The sequence below is a fragment of the Chitinophaga sp. genome (assembly GCF_036569125.1).
Taxonomy (GTDB): domain Bacteria; phylum Bacteroidota; class Bacteroidia; order Chitinophagales; family Chitinophagaceae; genus Chitinophaga.
Window position 1 is genome coordinate 1 of record NZ_DATCRF010000693.1, and the last position, 14598, is coordinate 14598.

15 protein-coding genes and 1 tRNA gene are annotated in these 14598 nt (G+C 47.7%); 10 read left to right on the forward strand and 6 right to left on the reverse strand.

All coding sequences use genetic code 11. The annotated features are described in order from the left end of the window. The 6 genes from VIM87_RS25710 to VIM87_RS25735 form a co-directional block, all read left to right on the forward strand. Positions 1–517 (forward strand): hypothetical protein (locus tag VIM87_RS25710; RefSeq protein ID WP_331999761.1); only part of this gene is annotated, 517 nt, incomplete at its 5' end. 62 nt (positions 518–579) lie between these two features. Beyond that, the gene (locus VIM87_RS25715) at positions 580–1206 is read left to right on the forward strand and encodes a hypothetical protein (protein ID WP_331999762.1); all 627 of its coding nucleotides are present in this window, start codon (positions 580–582) and stop codon (positions 1204–1206) included. Between the two features lie 73 nt (positions 1207–1279). Further along, positions 1280–1861, forward strand: coding sequence for a hypothetical protein (locus VIM87_RS25720; protein ID WP_331999763.1), 582 nt, complete (start codon positions 1280–1282; stop codon positions 1859–1861). Continuing rightward, positions 1834–2628, forward strand: a complete 795-nt coding sequence (locus VIM87_RS25725) for a sensor histidine kinase (protein WP_331999764.1) — start codon at positions 1834–1836, stop codon at positions 2626–2628. The genes VIM87_RS25720 and VIM87_RS25725 overlap by 28 nt, the downstream gene beginning before the upstream one ends. Next, positions 2619–3260 (forward strand): response regulator transcription factor, encoded by a 642-nt coding sequence (locus VIM87_RS25730; RefSeq protein WP_331999765.1) that lies wholly within the window; start codon positions 2619–2621, stop codon positions 3258–3260. The genes VIM87_RS25725 and VIM87_RS25730 overlap by 10 nt, the downstream gene beginning before the upstream one ends. Positions 3261–3481: 221 nt before the next feature. After that, a complete protein-coding gene (locus tag VIM87_RS25735; RefSeq protein WP_331999766.1) occupies positions 3482–3865 on the forward strand; it encodes a TonB family protein in 384 nt (127 codons plus the stop codon). Between the two features lie 93 nt (positions 3866–3958). On the opposite strand, the gene VIM87_RS25740 is transcribed toward VIM87_RS25735, so the two are convergent. After that, complete coding sequence (locus VIM87_RS25740) at positions 3959–5257, reverse strand: OmpA family protein (RefSeq protein ID WP_331999767.1); 1299 nt, start codon at positions 5255–5257, stop codon at positions 3959–3961. Between the two features lie 223 nt (positions 5258–5480). Further along, complete coding sequence (locus VIM87_RS25745) at positions 5481–6989, reverse strand: S8/S53 family peptidase (RefSeq protein ID WP_331999768.1); 1509 nt, start codon at positions 6987–6989, stop codon at positions 5481–5483. Between the two features lie 221 nt (positions 6990–7210). On the opposite strand from VIM87_RS25745, the gene VIM87_RS25750 reads away from it, so the two are divergent. Both VIM87_RS25750 and VIM87_RS25755 read left to right on the forward strand, forming a co-directional pair. Then, on the forward strand, positions 7211–7717 hold the full coding sequence (locus VIM87_RS25750) for a cupin domain-containing protein (RefSeq protein ID WP_331999769.1): 507 nt from the start codon (positions 7211–7213) through the stop codon (positions 7715–7717). Between the two features lie 50 nt (positions 7718–7767). Continuing rightward, complete coding sequence (locus VIM87_RS25755; RefSeq protein ID WP_331999770.1) at positions 7768–10728, forward strand: glycosyl hydrolase family 28-related protein; 2961 nt, start codon at positions 7768–7770, stop codon at positions 10726–10728. 52 nt (positions 10729–10780) lie between these two features. Here VIM87_RS25755 and VIM87_RS25760 read toward each other — a convergent pair whose 3' ends face one another. From VIM87_RS25760 to VIM87_RS25775, 4 genes are all read right to left on the reverse strand, one after another. Further along, positions 10781–11134 (reverse strand): hypothetical protein, encoded by a 354-nt coding sequence (locus tag VIM87_RS25760; RefSeq protein ID WP_331999771.1) that lies wholly within the window; start codon positions 11132–11134, stop codon positions 10781–10783. 72 nt (positions 11135–11206) lie between these two features. Beyond that, positions 11207–11277, reverse strand: a tRNA-Gln gene (locus VIM87_RS25765). Positions 11278–11368: 91 nt separating this feature from the next. Continuing rightward, positions 11369–12400: a glycosyltransferase family 9 protein gene (locus tag VIM87_RS25770; protein ID WP_331999772.1), complete on the reverse strand. Its 1032-nt coding sequence runs from the start codon at positions 12398–12400 to the stop codon at positions 11369–11371. 5 nt (positions 12401–12405) lie between these two features. Further along, positions 12406–13011 (reverse strand): DUF4254 domain-containing protein, encoded by a 606-nt coding sequence (locus VIM87_RS25775; protein WP_331999773.1) that lies wholly within the window; start codon positions 13009–13011, stop codon positions 12406–12408. A gap of 231 nt (positions 13012–13242) precedes the next feature. On the opposite strand from VIM87_RS25775, the gene VIM87_RS25780 reads away from it, so the two are divergent. Continuing rightward, positions 13243–13776 carry an RNA polymerase sigma-70 factor gene (locus VIM87_RS25780; RefSeq protein WP_331999774.1) on the forward strand — a complete coding sequence of 178 codons (534 nt, stop codon included), beginning with the start codon at positions 13243–13245 and terminating at the stop codon, positions 13774–13776. Positions 13777–13786: 10 nt separating this feature from the next. Then, positions 13787–14598, forward strand: an 812-nt coding sequence (locus VIM87_RS25785) for a S41 family peptidase (protein WP_331999775.1), incomplete at its 3' end; no start/stop codon positions are given.

The following is a 14598-nucleotide window of genomic DNA, read 5'->3' on the forward strand; positions in this document are numbered from 1 at the left end:
AACCTATGGAGGGTCAAGGGTTGATTTCAGTATAGGGCTGGCAGTGAATGTTGGCGGCAATGGTGCAGATTATAATCTGCGTAAGAACCCGGAAAATGTAAAACTCGGTCCTGATACCGCAAAGGTAACCCTGTATAAGAACAACAAGCTACTGGCCTTTAGCCCGGTGATACACGTACACTGGTACCGTACCACCCAAGGTGCAGTTCAGTGGATGCTTACCACCGGTTTAGCACCCGATTTTTCAACACTTGCCAATTCCCGTATCTTCGTCGGCACCAGCCTTGGTTTCCCTTCCAGTAACGACCTGGCAAAACGGCTGCTGTTCAGCATAGGCGCATCGGCCGGTTATGCAGATGTTTTGAAGAACAAATACCGCAGCTGGAACGACTACGCCCGGTTCGGCGATTTAGAGGATACCGACCTTACTACAAAATCTGTAAGGATAGGTGGTTTCTTTTCCGTATCTTATAACCTTGGAGGGACAGGGCACAATACAACAGAAAATAACCAGTAAAACATCAGTATCATCATCCCCAAAAATCCGCTCACTATTCTCAAACATTTAAATCCCCAATTATGTTACCAAATGGAATGCTTTTAAAGGGTTGTCATACCACTATGAACAACGACCTTGAAATTGATCTGGCAAACGACTTTTCGGAAGTAAGAGGCTTTGGCCAGCCCATTACTAAACACGCAGCCAGTGAAATGATCGACAATTATGCAAAGGATATTAATGCTGCAAACAAGTTTGTTGAAAAGCTGGAAGATGTGCTAAGTGGAGCCGATCTGTTAAACGATGAAGGATTTGGCATTATCAAAACCCTGATCGACCCTGCCTTTCAAACCGTTTCAGGTGTGTTCGGGAAAGAAATTATTATGCAGATACTTGCACAGCGAAATTGCGAAGGCATACGTTATATTGTGGGTAAGGCAAATGGTAAAAGCACTATTATACTGGTAGGCGTATCTGAAGATGACGAGGAGGCGCCCAGGCAAAATGATGATGGTGAGCTCATTGCACCTTCCAGGGCTATTGTAAATGATGCCCTGGATGTTGATGCCGGCAGCTTAGCAGGTGGTGCGGTAAAGATCAATTATGTGATCGGGGAAGTACACAGGGCCAGTCTTACGCTGGATGCTGTTAACACATGGCCGCGGATGATTGATAAGCCATCAGACTTGTTACTAGCCAGTTACTAACTGAATGCCTGATACATTCACGATATACGATAGATTTTACTTTATTATCTATATCACCTGTCTTCTTTTATCCATGAGGGCCAGGGCAAGTAATGTCCCTGGCCTTCTTTGCCTGCGGCTGGTGCTGTGTTGTGGCCTGGCAACGGAGATCATGGTGGAAATACTGCAGCATTATCAGATTAACAGCAATGCACCTTACTATTTTTATTTACCCATGGAGTATGTTTTGTTAACATTATTTTACACCAGGAACCTGCGGCGCAGGCCGGCTGCTAACTGGATGTACGCGTCCATAGTAATTTACCTCGGCTGTTGCCTGCTGTTTGGAAGTTTGCCGCAGATCACCAATTTCCCTTCTGTAATATATGAGATCAGCTGTTTGTTAAATACCGTGTGGATCACACTGCTTTTCCTCAGCATGCCACATGCAGGCGACCTGCCGGTTACCCGGCATCCTATGTTCTGGATCTATACGGCCCTGCTGGTATTTTTCTCCTGTACTTTTTATTTCAATGCCGTATATGCTTACTACCTGACCAAAAATGCAATAGTTGCCGGCCAGCTTAGGAACTATATTAATAATGGTCTGAACTTCTTTTTATATCTCACACTATCATACGCTTTTATATGCTCACGGAGAATGAAAAAATATTGATGACAGTTATTGGTGGTATACTCCTGGTATTCTTTCTGGTGATAGTATTTATTATTTCTATAGCAAGGTATCAGAAAATGATCACAAAAGACCTGCTGGAAAAACAGTTCTTAAAGGAACGATATGAACATGAAATGCTGCAGGTAAAGCTTGAAACGCAGGAGGATACTTTTCAGTTTATTGGCAAAGAGCTGCATGATAATATCGGGCAGCTGCTAAGCACCTCGCGGCTGCTGCTGGGCCTAACGGAACGTAATCTGGAACAGCCTCCTGAAACATTGCTTAATGCCAACATTACCATTGGGCAGGCCATTAATGAGCTGCGGTCACTGTCAAAGGCCATTGACCCCGAATGGCTGCGCCAGTTTAACTTTTATGATAACCTGCAGGCCGAAATGGCGAGGATGAACAGCGGTGTAGACCTCATACGTGCGGAATTTATCTGTAACACAAATTTAGGACTGGTACCCGACCAGCAGATCGTATTGTTCAGGATTGTGCAGGAAGCTATACAAAATGCTGTAAAACATGCAACGCCGGAGTACATTAATATCCTTATTAATATGCGTGAGCAAAACCTGGTGGTAAACATCAGTGATAATGGCCAGGGCTTTGATATGAACCGGCATGGCAGCGGCATGGGTATCCGGAATATGAAACACCGCACGGCAATGCTGGGCGGTAGCATTACCTGGGAGTCTGTATTAGGCAGCGGCACTACTGTTAGTATAATCATTCCTGTTATAAACAATACTGTATGCGTATAACCATAGGACTGGTGGATGATCACCAGCTTTTTCTGAAGTCATTAACCTCGCTGCTGCAAAGTTTTGATAAGTACGAGGTGATACTGGAAGCATTGAATGGAAAGGATATGCAGGATAAACTGCGCCTGCTGAAAACACCACCCGACCTGATGCTGATAGACGTGAACATGCCGGTTATGAATGGAGTGGATACCGCCAACTGGATAAGCGAAAACTATCCGGTTATAAAACTCATCGCCTTATCGATGAATGATAGCGATGCTTCTATCATTAACATGTTGCGTGCCGGCTGCTGCGCTTATCTCCTGAAAGACAGCCATCCAACTGAACTGGAAAAAGCGCTGGACGAAGTACAGCAAAATGGATATTATAATTCAGATAACAATAACATTAATTACGGGAAGTTGATAATGAAAGCGAATAAAGAAAAAGAGCTGAGGCTAACGGCCAGGGAACTGGAATTTATTCAGCATGCCTGCAGTGATATGACCTACAAGGAAATTGCCAATAAAATGAATGTGAGTGAAAGAACGGTAGATGGCTATCGTGAAACGCTTTTCCAGAAGCTGAATGTGCAAAGCAGGGTGGGGCTGTGTATGGAAGCGTTGCGCAGGGAATTTGTAAAGTTATAAAGAGATGCTTCGGTAAAGAAATTAGCCCCCTGTATTGATCTTCAATAATTTAGCTGCTACGTTCCCCAATAATACATTTCTACCTTTTAAAGATACTTTTTTAACCTTAACATCCACATAACCGGCTTTTGCAGAAAAGTCCCTATCTTGCTATATTAAATAATATTAATATGATTCGATTTTTACTCTGGATAACACTTTTGGGAACCGTTATCCCGGGCATGGCACAAACTAAAACGGCCGCTATACCGCTTACAAAGGAAAGTGACGGGGACGACCGTGTTTTTGTGTTTATTGAACAACCGCCCAGCTACCTGAAAGGTACAGACAGCCTGCAGCGGTTCATCAGCAGAAATTTACGCTATCCTGAAAAAGATAAGCAAGCACGTTTGGAAGGTATTGCCTATGTATATTTTGTGGTGGCAAAAGACAGCACCCTGTCTAATGTTACCTGTATGCGATCGCCCAGCCCCGCCATGGGAGAAGAAGCCGTGCGCCTGATAAAGGAAAGCGGTAAATGGATCCCGGGCAAACAAAATTCCATTACAGCTAAAATGAGCCATACTTTACCGATAAAATTTTCATTACCGTCTGACATAAACTAACGTCAGCAGCTACGCTACGCCAGCTTTAGTTAAAATTAAAACCCGCTACGGTGCAACCATAGCGGGTTTTATAATTATACTTTACAGCAGCGGTTACAGCTTTATAAACTCTACCCTTCTGTTATTGGCCCGGCCGGCAGCAGTATTGTTATCATCAATAGGCTGTGCTTTGCCTTTACCATCCGTATCCATGCGGGCGGCATCAATACCAAAATTTTTGCTGAGCGCCTCTTTTACCGCTGCAGCGCGGCGTTTGGAAAGGTCCTGGTTCAGCTGGTCATCGCCATTAGCATCTGTATGGCCAACAATTTTCACACGTACACCGGCATTTTCTTTCAGCACATTGGCAATATCCTGCAGGCTGCCGTAAGATGCGGCCTGGATCTTATCACTGTTCACGTCAAATAAAATACCGTGTGTTACAAACTTGCCTTCTGTTATCAGCTTGTTGCGGGTATCCGGTGCGCCAACTGCCAGGCGTATGTTGCTGATAAAGAACGTTCCGCCTTCCCTTCCATAATCCGGCGCATAGGCGTTAAATACCAGGGAGTTCAGCACAGCGTTGGCATCCAGCGCACGGGGCAGGTCCAGCGTTTTTGTGCTGTCGAGATACAGGCGTATCCGTTGTTTCTGCCGCCAGATAGATACCCTTACTGTATTCTTTTTAGGTACACTGAATTCCGGCGTTGCGCTGATATTATGACTGCCAATAACGTTGCTGGAATAATTCATGTTGCCATACCCGGAAGATTTGGGGTTAAGGCCCACCTTAAAGTTAGGAACGCTGCTGGTGTTGCTGGAGGTACCATAGTCGAACTTCTCATCTGCATCTTTTGCCTGCAGCAGGGTAATCGTAAGCTGCGCAATGCTGGCAATGCCGTTGTTGGCCATTACATCCATCTGCAGCGTAAAATTATCGGGGAAGTTGCTGGTCAGGTATTCCGGGTAAAATGTGCCTTCCTGTTTAATACCCAGCCACTTACCCGGGCGGTTGTTTACGGTTACCACTTCTGCACCGGTGCGGGTATTCCATTGCGCAGGAAAATCACCAATGGCTTCCTGCGAAAAATCTTCATCCATAATTATTTTGGCGCCGGGCACAAAATCAAATTTGGAGTAAGAGGTAATATCCATGTTAGACGCAGTAGCAGCGCCTGTGCTGCCTTCGTTGTTAGTGGTAGTAGTGGTGCCGGTATTGCCGCTGTCAGTGCTTTCCGGGGAGCTTTCACCGGATTTCTTTTTGTCCTTTTTCTTACCCGCATTGTCTATGGTTTTATCTATCGCATCATTTGCTTTCTGCTCCATTTTATTTTTAATGCGGTCAAATAGCTGTGCCTTTACTACCGTACAGGTTAACATACAGGCGGTCCCAATAACAAATAGCTTTTTCATTGTTGTACTCTTAAGGAGAGATTAAGGTTAATCAGAATGGATACAAAAATATACAAATAATCGTCTTTACCGCCCGGACTGCAAAAAACCGGGTTTATACGTAAAGATCCGCAGCTGGCATAAGAGTAATTGTACGGATTTATTAACGTATAATCAGCTATTAACAACCTATTTAGTATAAAACAGCACGGCTCCTTTTTAAGACAGCCGTGCGCAAAAAATATTACTGTACGGCCGCCAGCGCATTCACCTTGCCCCAGCCAAAGCTGCCATTACGGTTGGGATAATAGTTTGCAGCACGCGCCATTTTATCAATCACCTGGTCTTTGGTATAGGCAGGAAATTTACTCCACACCAGCGCAGCTATACCCGCGCAGCTGGCCGTGGCTGCAGAAGAGCCGCCTACAGTGGAAGGCCCGTCTCCGTCCATAGCTAATGATAACACGGTTCTGCCGGTGGATACCTTTTCCATTACCACCGTAAAATCAACGGCAGACCCGGTATGGCAGGTGCCGCAGCGCTCTGTTAAATTATCTTTAATACCTGTTACGGCCATTACTTCGCTCATGTTGCCGGGAAATATTACGCCTGCCCAACCGGCTGTCCAGTCAAATGAAGTACCGGCTGCGCAAAACAGCAGCTTACCATTGTTATTGGCATAACGGATGGCATCACTGATCTGCGAGCTGGAAAAAATAGTGCCCATGCTCATGCTCACGATCTTTACATCACTGCGGTTACCGGCCAGCACATAAGCATCCGCCACACCTTTGATCTCGCTGCTGCCCAGCAGAAAAACATCCTGCGCAGCATGTACCAGCACCAGGTTAGCGTTGTAGGCTACACCGGCAGTATTTCCATCAGTACCCCTTGGCCCGCCCAATACGCCCGCCATTTTGGTACCGTGCCCGCAGCCGTCGTTGATGCTGCCACCGGGATAGGTAACCAGCTTCTCCACTGTTCTGCCGGTAGAAAGGCCCTGGTTAATATCGCTGCCCAGGTTCTCCTGGTCCGGGCTTACACCGGTATCAATGATCATTACCTTTACACCTGCTCCTGTAATGCCTGCATTCCATACTGCGTTAATGTTGTGATATGTATAGTTCCAGGATTGTTTGGCGGCAGGCGTTATTACAGTATAATCCTGCCCCGCTGCCAGCGCAGTATTGGCTGTATTATCCCCGCAACCGGACGAGCTGATGTCGGAAGCTGTTTTGCCGTTATTGCTGCCGGTGTTCATTACAGCGCCATAACCAATTGGCTCCGCATAACGTACCAGCAGCGATCTTCTGAGGGCTTTAATAGTAGAGAGCCTGCTTACCTTTACATCTATAACGGGCAATACTTTTTCTTCAAAAGCAGCATTCACCTTTTGCTCGTGCTCAATGATCAGCTGTAGCACCTGCTCCCGTGCGGCTTTCCACTCACTGCTGTTAATGTTAACGGTATGGATCTTTTTGTTGATATCCTGGAAACCGGCGGGCTGGTAACCCACGGAAAGAATGCTGTCGCCCTGCACCAGCGCGCTCCATACCATTTCATCGCTGGCCATACGCCATTCAAACCGGTCATGCGCTTTCAGCTGCTGCTGCACAAAATTATTAATAGCTGTTTTGGATATTACCGGCTGCAAAGTATCTGCAGCGGGTGGCAGGTTTGTTATTTGTTCTGTTCTGCTACAGGCAGTTACCAGGCCCAGGAAGGCCATTACAATAAGGGTTTTCGTTTTCATAAGGGTTATTTTTAATGAGGGTTAAATTAAGGTTACAATGTTACCAGGGTATTACTCAGCCGTCTCATCCGGCTATTTTTAAGACGGCTACGACTATTATTAGTACGCGCACAGGAGGAACTTTGTTCAGTTAAATTTTAAAAAAATCACATGGCGCTCGTTATCCTGCATTGGTAACGGCACAGTAGTTGTGAATTTTGAACTGCTTTAAACATTAATATATGGAACAAACCAAACAACCCGCCATCACCATAGATCCTACAGCCGGTGATAGCTTAGCCATGGCAGGCGGCAACTATCGTATCATAATCAGCGGGCAGCAAACACAGGGCGAATTTGCCGTGATCGATATGCTGGTGCCACCGGGCGGCGGCCCCGGCCCGCATGCACATGCCAGCTTCCAGGAAAACTTTTATGTAGTGGATGGAGAAATAGAAGTACGAACAGAAACGCAAACCTATGTGGCCAGCAAAGGCGCTTTTGTGAATATACCCAAAGGCGGCATTGTGCATGGGTTTAAGAACAAGAGCAAGCAAATGGCGCACCTTTTATGTATTGTGGTGCCGGCCGGGTTAGATGATTTTTTTAAGGAAGCAGGTACCCCCGTGAGCGCCGGCACATTTTTACCGCCGGTACCAATGGATGAAGCAGGCATCAACAAAATGAAAGCGATCAGCGAAAAATATGGGCAGCAGGTTTTTCCGCCGGATTACCTGGATACCCTTTGAACCTATCGCTTTCCGCACTATTTTGTTGCTGCTTAAAAATTCCACTTTATATGGCATACCACGTCAAGGCCTTTTTGCTGCTGGTTCTGTTAACCGGCAGCTGCAGCAACGCTTTTAGTCAATTCACACCCGGCAGATCTTTGTACACGCAAAAGCCGGATGATCCGGAGGCAGTGTACTTCGCTCCCGGCAAAGCAGCCGATGTATCCGATCAGCTGCAAGCCGCCATTAACCAGCTGAAAAAAGACAGGAACTTCGGCATCCTCTTCATCCCGGAAGGCACTTATTTTATTTCCAAAACCATTTACATTCCTGCTGCCATCCGTTTAATAGGTTATGGGAAAAGCCGGCCGGTGATCGTCCTGAAAAAGAGCTCGCCCGGTTTTGCCGCAGCCAGCCAGCAGGACAAGGGCAAAGCCTCCTACATGTTCTGGTTCACCAGCAGCATAGTGGAACCCGGCGGCAATGTAAGCGATGCCGGCGCCGGTACTTTTTACAGCGCCCTCTCCAACATTGATCTGAAGATAGAAGACGGCAATCCCGCTGCAGTAGCGCTGCGTACCCACTTTGCACAGCACAGCTATGTGGCGCACTGCAATATTGATATAGGAAAAGGGAAAGCCGGTTTGTTTGATGTTGGCAACTTCATGGAAGATGTAAAATTCTTTGGCGGTGATTACGGCATTTACACCACCAAAGCATCGCCCGGCTGGCAGTTCATGATGATGGACACTTATTTTGAAGGGCAGCGTAAAACCGCTGTTAAAACACAGCAGGCCGGATTTACCATTGTGCGTATGCAGGTGAAAAATGTGCCGGCCGCTATACAGGTAGACAGCAACTATTGGGAAAAGCTATTCCTGGAAAACTGCAAATTTGAAAATATCCGCGATACCGCCATCAGGATCAGCAATGAAGGAAATGCCAATATGCAGCTGAACATCCGCAACCTGTACTGCAAACAGGTGCCCGTGTTAGTGCATTACCCGAAAGCAGACACTGTAACCAAAGCTGCTTTTACCACCTATGAAGTACAACGCCTCGTATATGGGTTGCAGATAGATGACCTGGATAAAGAACCGGTATATAAAACCATCAGCGAAATACAAGCGCTAAAAACATTACCGGCCACACTTACTAATGATATACCTGCACTACCGCCCATGGCTAACTGGGTGAACCTGAAAACACTGGGTGCAGCAGGCGATGGTGTTACAGATGATACCAAAGCCATTCAGAAAGCCATTGACGAACACCCTGTTATTTACGTACCGCAGGGCTCTTACCGCATTTCTGAAACCATCCGGCTAAAACCGAATACCGTTTTAATAGGCCTGCATCCCATGGCCACTAATTTCGCGCTGGCCGAAAATGCAGCAGCCTTCGGCAGCTTTGGCGCGCCCAAAGCCATGGTAGAAGCGCCGGAAGGCGGCGCCAACATTATCACCGGAATTGGTTTGTACACTGCAGAAAGCAACTACCGCGCCGTGGCCTGTAAATGGATGGCCGGTGAAAGGTCGATGGTGGATGATGTGAAGTTCATTGGCGGGCATGGCACCATGCGCCCGGGCCCACAGGTGCGCTGGAAGTGGGAAGAAAGGGAGCAGCCGCAAACAGGCCGCCGCACCGTGGGAGATCCGCTGTGGGATACGCAATACTGGAGCCTGTGGGTAACCAATAACGGCGGTGGCATTTTCAAGAATATCTGGTCCGCCAGCACCTTTGCTGCCTCGGGGTGCTATGTAAACAATACGGCTACACGCGGCAGGATCTATGCTATGTCGGTAGAACATCATGTGCGGAATGAGGTACGTTTCAAAAACGTATCCAACTGGAAAGTATATGCTTTGCAGTTAGAAGAGGAAAGCGTGGAAAGCTCCGAATGCCAGCCGCTGGAAATTGAAACCTGCAGGGATATGACCTTTGCCAACCTGTACATGTTCCGCGTGATCAGGGTTAAAGTACCTTATCCTTATTCCGTACGCACCTGGGACTGCGCTAACCTGGAGCTGCTGAATGTGCACAACTACAGCCAGATCAAATACACTACCGATAACCCGCTCTATGATATTAATAGCGATATAACCATCCGCCCTACAGAGTTTGCGCGTTTACTGATCAGCGGCAATAAACCGGCAAAGGCTGCTGCGCCCATACAGCTGTTAGCCAAAGGGTTTGAATTTGCCATTGGCCTTTGTGCAGATTCAAAGGGCAACGTATACTTTGCAGAGCAGCGTATGAAACGCGTATACAAATGGTCGGCCGCCACACAATCCCTGCAGCTGCTGGCCGATTTCCCCTGGGAGCCGCTTTCACTGGCCTGTGATTCCAAAGATAACCTGCTGGTAGTGTTCCGCTACAACCCGCAACCCGGCTACATCATCAACGGGCAGCCGGAACGTTATCAGAATCCGCCGGATGCCAGCGGTACTTCGTTTAGTGGTTGGGGTAATTCCGGCTTTGGTACGCTGGTATATGCAGTAGATCCGGAACAACCGGAAAACACCATCCGCCTGCTGGATAAAAAACAAATGGGCACCGTGAAGAATGTGTACAAAGCATTATACCCCTCTAACCGCTGGCGCGATTATCATGATTTCAATACCGTATCATTAAACAGGAACGAGGAATGCTGGGTAGCGCCGGATGGGAAAACCATCATCCCCGTTTGTTACGACCTTGCCCGCTCCTGCGCCCTGGTAAGCGCTTTCCCGGGCAAGCCTTTATATGCGGTAGATGAATATGACAAACGTACCGTGAAAATGCAGGTAGATGCGCAGGGCTATCTTTCTGATCTTAGCTACTTTGCAGAAAAAGGTGAGTTTAATTCTATTCCGGATCAGCAGGGTAATGTTTGGATAGCAGACGGGGACATTTATTCCTTTGACGCAGCAGGCAACCAACGGGAATGGATCCGCGTGCCGGATCGCCCCTCATCACTGGTTATTACGAATGGGAATACATTATATTTCACCGGGCGCACGGGATTGTACAGAACAACGATCAAGTAACTATAAAGAACAGCAAGCCCGCTTCAAAAGAAAGCGGGCTTGCTTATAAGATCTATTCAAATTCACTTTCACACGGTAATTCCACCGGCGATAAGATCCACGAAAGCCCGTCGCTCTGCTGCTTTACATGCCATACAATTACGCCAACAGTAAACTCCGCTGTTCTTACACCGCTGAACATAAAAGGCGGTATCCACATTAACCGGATGTCTCCATCTCCATTCCAGCCGGCGGCTGAAAATAATTCACGGGCAATGTTTATGTAAGCACCTGCATTCGCTAAATAATCGTCCGGGGCAAGGGTAAAATCCAGGTTATCTATCCATTCATACATAACAGGCCTGAATGATCTTAACGCTTCCGGCGGGTAGGTAATAATTTCTTTGATGGGTTTTGAATAGGCCATTTTGCAGTATTTTCTGAAGGGTTAGCACAAAAAAATAGGACTCAGAGAAAAATTCCGCTGAGTCCTATCTAGTTGTCCCACCAGGATTCGAACCTAGACAAACAGAACCAAAATCTGTCGTACTACCATTATACTATGGGACATCATGTTTCCATGATTTGGGATGGCAAAATTAGCCTTTTTTTTATTACTTCAAAAAATATCTTTCTCATTTTTTTACCCGCACATAATCAATCACTTATGCAACACCTGCCCCACCTTTTCCAGCACCCTTTCCGGCGTTATCCACTCCATACAGGCATGATCGCCCCGGAAGCAGGGCTTGTTCCCAAATACAGAACAGGGGCGGCATTCCAGGTCATCAATCTGCACGGCCCGGTCCAGTGTTTGCCCAAAGCCCATAAAACCGGCAAAGGGGTGGGTAGCGCCCCAAACAGACACCACGGGTACCCCAAACAGGGAAGCCAGGTGCATGTTGGCTGAATCCATGCTGATCATCAGCCGCAGATGGCTGATAATGGCCAGCTCCTCCTCCAGTGTAAAACGGCCGGCTATTACTACCGTATTGGGATAGCGGGCCGCTAATGCGCTCAGCTGCGCTACTTCTGCTGCGCCGCCGCCAAAAAGCAGCACTTTGTGCTGCGATAATTGCGCCAGCACCTGCTCCATTTTTTGCAGCGGGTACATTTTTTCCCGGTAAGTAGCAAAGGGCGCCAGCCCTATCCAGCTGCCCGGCGCTACAGGCCCGGTAATGGACGTAATGCGGTCATTTAAAGGCAGGGGCGCAACTTTTACCTGCGCCTGCGCCATATTACACTGCAATCCCAGCTGCCGGAAAACAGCTGCATAACGCTCAATAGTAGTGGTAAGCGGTTGAAGGATCTTATTCTCCTGGCGGGTAAGCGCTTTCTTTTCTGCACGGCCCTTATCTATCACCGCTACCGGTGCGCCGCTGAAACGGAAAAAAGTGCGCACTATTTTGGAGCGCAGCACCTGGTGCAGATCGGCCACCGCATGAATGCGGTGCTGTTTGCGGATCTCGCGGAACAGGCGGTATAAACCCGGTACGCCTTTATGCCTGCCCTTAAGATCGGCCGGAAAAAACGTAAGACGGGGAATATCCTTACACAAAGCTCCCCAGTTCTTGTTGGAAACAAAAACAATATTCACCGCGGGGTTTTCCGCCAGCACCTGACGCATTACGGGAATGGTCATGGCGGCATCACCCAAAGCAGAAAAACGGAGTGCGAGAATGGTTTGTTGCATGCGGCTTACTTACGGCTGCTGTATAATACCGGGTTCAGGGAAGGATCGTTGTACATTTTCATTTGCCGGTACACCTTCATATATTTTTTACCGGTGCTGATATCTGCCAGCAGATCCTCAATGCCGGTGCTCAGGTCGCGGCGCTGTTCCAGTAAAATGTCCAGCTTACGCTGGCAGGCAGCGCGGTGTTCCGCTGTAGCATCTGTACGGGTAGCTTCTTCCAGCATATGGTAGATCTTCAGCGCCAGTATCGATAAACGGTCTACCGCCCAGGCCGGGCTCTCGGTATTGATCTTTGCCTCAGGAGCTGCCTGCACCGTTTTATAGCGTTCCAGGAAATAGCTGTCAATATATTCCACTACATCCGTACGTTCCTGGTTAGAGCGGTCTATCCAGCGTTTGATCTCCAGCGCTTTAACCGGGTCAATGGCCGGATCCCGGATAATATCTTCCAGGTGCCACTGCACCGTATCTATCCAGTTCTTCAGGTACAGCAGGTGTTCAATGCTGCTGCTTTCGTAAGGATTTACGATCTCCTGGTGCACATCATTTTTCACATGATAGTCCTTGATGCTCTGGCTAAATACCTGGTTGCATAATTCTGTAAACATCCGGCAAAGGTAGAAAAAATAGTCCACGGTCAATGGTCCATAGTCCATAGCATACTGCAATGATACATGTGCTTCGTTTCAGGCATTACCTGGCTTTACTTGTTAAACTATATACACGCAGCAGGCCATGGACCATCGACTATGGACCATGGACTGCGAAGCCAATACTGTTAACATTGTAGTAACATATTCTTTCTACATTTAAACTCGCAAATCGCTAATGCATAAGCTATGTCTGATAACCCGTCAAAAGCGCTCTTCCAGCAGCTGTTTGAAACCAACCACGATAAGGTGTTCCGGTTCGCTTACAAGCTGACAGAAGACGCGGCACGTGCGCAGGAAATTACCCAGCAGTGCTTCATCAGGCTTTGGGAAAATATTCACAAGATAGAAGCGGGACAAGACGTTTTCCCCCTGTTATTTGTATTCACCAAACATATTGTGGTGGATGAAACCCGTAAGCTATACCGCGAAAAACAAACGCTGGCTAAAATGTCGTCCCAGCAGCCGGTACACCCTGCTGATAACCGGGAAGAAACCATGCTGATGCGAAAGGAATTCTGGCAGCAGATCCAGAAAGTGATCGATAAAATGCCGGAACAGCGCCGCAACATTTACCTGCTTAGCCGCGACAAAGGCCACAGCCATAAAGAGATCGCAGACCAGCTGAGCCTCTCCCCCTCCACGGTACGTAACCACCTCACACTGGCGCTGCAGTTTATACGCAGGGAAATGCTGCTGCATTACAATATGGAAACCAAATAAATTTCGCCCCATGCCTCATTATAATCTTTTGTCCAAACTGGTGCCGGTCTTAGCTGCCATCCTGTTCATCGCTGCCTGTAGTAAAGACCCGCAGCCACCTCCTGTTCCCACCGGGCCGGTTACCCAAAAAGAAACCAATAGCTGGATCCTGGACAGCATGCGCTATTTCTATTTGTGGAATAGCACCCTGCCGGCTAAGGTAGATACGCAGCCCGCAGCCCTGGCCTATTTTAACCTGTTAAAGAATAAGGACGACCGCTTTTCTTTTATCTATGATCAGAACGATCTTTCAACCTATCCCAAATACATGCTGTATAATTTCGGGATAGATTTTACCATTATAGACTTTCCCAATGCACCGGCCGGTGCTGTTGGGGTGATCAAGCTTGTGCTGGAAGGCTCTCCCGCTGCCATGCTGGGGTTACGGCGGGGCAATTATTTCACACGCATTAACGGTACGATCGTAAGCAGCAGTAATGCAGCCACCCTTAGTGAGAATTTACTGCAGCAATCCTCCGGCACATTCACACTGGCCACTGTAAGTGGTAATACGGTAAAAGAAGATACCGCTGTTACCCTGCGCGCCCAATCACTGGGCGAATATCCCATTTACGGGCAGGGCATACGTACAGTAAACGGGCGCAAAGTAGCTTACCTGCTCTATAATTATTTTAATGATGGCTATAACACGGCTGTAAAAGGCCTGTTCCAGGATTTTAAAACAGGCGGCGCCAATGAGCTGATCCTGGACCTGCGTTACAACCCCGGCGGCAGTGTAGCTGCTGCTGCATTGCTGGCAGCCCTGATAGCACCCGATATTAA

Excerpts from the sequence above, each read along its gene's own strand:
- VIM87_RS25715 (WP_331999762.1), top strand. The coding sequence starts at position 580 with ATGTTACCAAATGGAATGCTTTTAAAGGGTTGTCATACCACTATGAAC.
- VIM87_RS25720 (WP_331999763.1), top strand. The coding sequence starts at position 1,280 with ATGAGGGCCAGGGCAAGTAATGTCCCTGGCCTTCTTTGCCTGCGGCTG.
- VIM87_RS25725 (WP_331999764.1), top strand. The coding sequence starts at position 1,834 with ATGCTCACGGAGAATGAAAAAATATTGATGACAGTTATTGGTGGTATA.
- VIM87_RS25730 (WP_331999765.1), top strand. The coding sequence starts at position 2,619 with ATGCGTATAACCATAGGACTGGTGGATGATCACCAGCTTTTTCTGAAG.
- VIM87_RS25735 (WP_331999766.1), top strand. The coding sequence starts at position 3,482 with ATGGCACAAACTAAAACGGCCGCTATACCGCTTACAAAGGAAAGTGAC.
- VIM87_RS25740 (WP_331999767.1), bottom strand. The coding sequence starts at position 5,257 with ATGAAAAAGCTATTTGTTATTGGGACCGCCTGTATGTTAACCTGTACG.
- VIM87_RS25745 (WP_331999768.1), bottom strand. The coding sequence starts at position 6,989 with ATGAAAACGAAAACCCTTATTGTAATGGCCTTCCTGGGCCTGGTAACT.
- VIM87_RS25750 (WP_331999769.1), top strand. The coding sequence starts at position 7,211 with ATGGAACAAACCAAACAACCCGCCATCACCATAGATCCTACAGCCGGT.
- VIM87_RS25755 (WP_331999770.1), top strand. The coding sequence starts at position 7,768 with ATGGCATACCACGTCAAGGCCTTTTTGCTGCTGGTTCTGTTAACCGGC.
- VIM87_RS25760 (WP_331999771.1), bottom strand. The coding sequence starts at position 11,134 with ATGGCCTATTCAAAACCCATCAAAGAAATTATTACCTACCCGCCGGAA.
- VIM87_RS25770 (WP_331999772.1), bottom strand. The coding sequence starts at position 12,400 with ATGCAACAAACCATTCTCGCACTCCGTTTTTCTGCTTTGGGTGATGCC.
- VIM87_RS25775 (WP_331999773.1), bottom strand. The coding sequence starts at position 13,011 with ATGTTTACAGAATTATGCAACCAGGTATTTAGCCAGAGCATCAAGGAC.
- VIM87_RS25780 (WP_331999774.1), top strand. The coding sequence starts at position 13,243 with ATGTCTGATAACCCGTCAAAAGCGCTCTTCCAGCAGCTGTTTGAAACC.